Annotated in this window: 1 protein-coding gene; it reads left to right on the forward strand. The window is 46.2% G+C overall.

Annotated elements, in window-relative coordinates; all coding sequences use genetic code 11:
- The coding region (locus tag A3712_RS18640; RefSeq protein ID WP_157618806.1) for a peptidoglycan DD-metalloendopeptidase family protein at positions 1 to 298 on the forward strand (298 nt) is incomplete at its 5' end.
- Positions 299 to 405: the final 107 nt, after the last annotated feature.

Raw genomic sequence — 405 nt, forward strand, 5'->3', positions numbered from 1 at the left:
CTTGGTGATCGAACACAACAGTGTATACACGACGCGTTATCTTCACTTGAGCCGATTCTTAGTTAAGAAAGGGCAACAAATTAAGCGAGGCCAAAAAATTGCGCTATCGGGTGCGACTGGCCGTATTACTGGCCCACACTTGCATTTTGAGGTGTTGGTTCGTGGTCGAGCTGTTGATGCGATGAAGGCCAACTTACCGATGGCGAGCTCGATTATGCCTAAAGATAGAAAAGAGTTTTTGGCTCGAATCGCATCTTTTGATGCCATGATCTCTGAGCCCGCAGAGCGTGCAAGTTAAAGATATTCAAACCTAACTTGGCAATGCATACAAAAATGCCCCTTAGCTATCGATTTGGCCAGGGGCTTTTATAGAGAATCACATTATTGGCTTCCAGGCTGCAAGGC

Origin of the sequence: Vibrio sp. HI00D65, from assembly GCF_001635455.1 — a bacterium.
GTDB lineage: Bacteria > Pseudomonadota > Gammaproteobacteria > Enterobacterales > Vibrionaceae > Vibrio.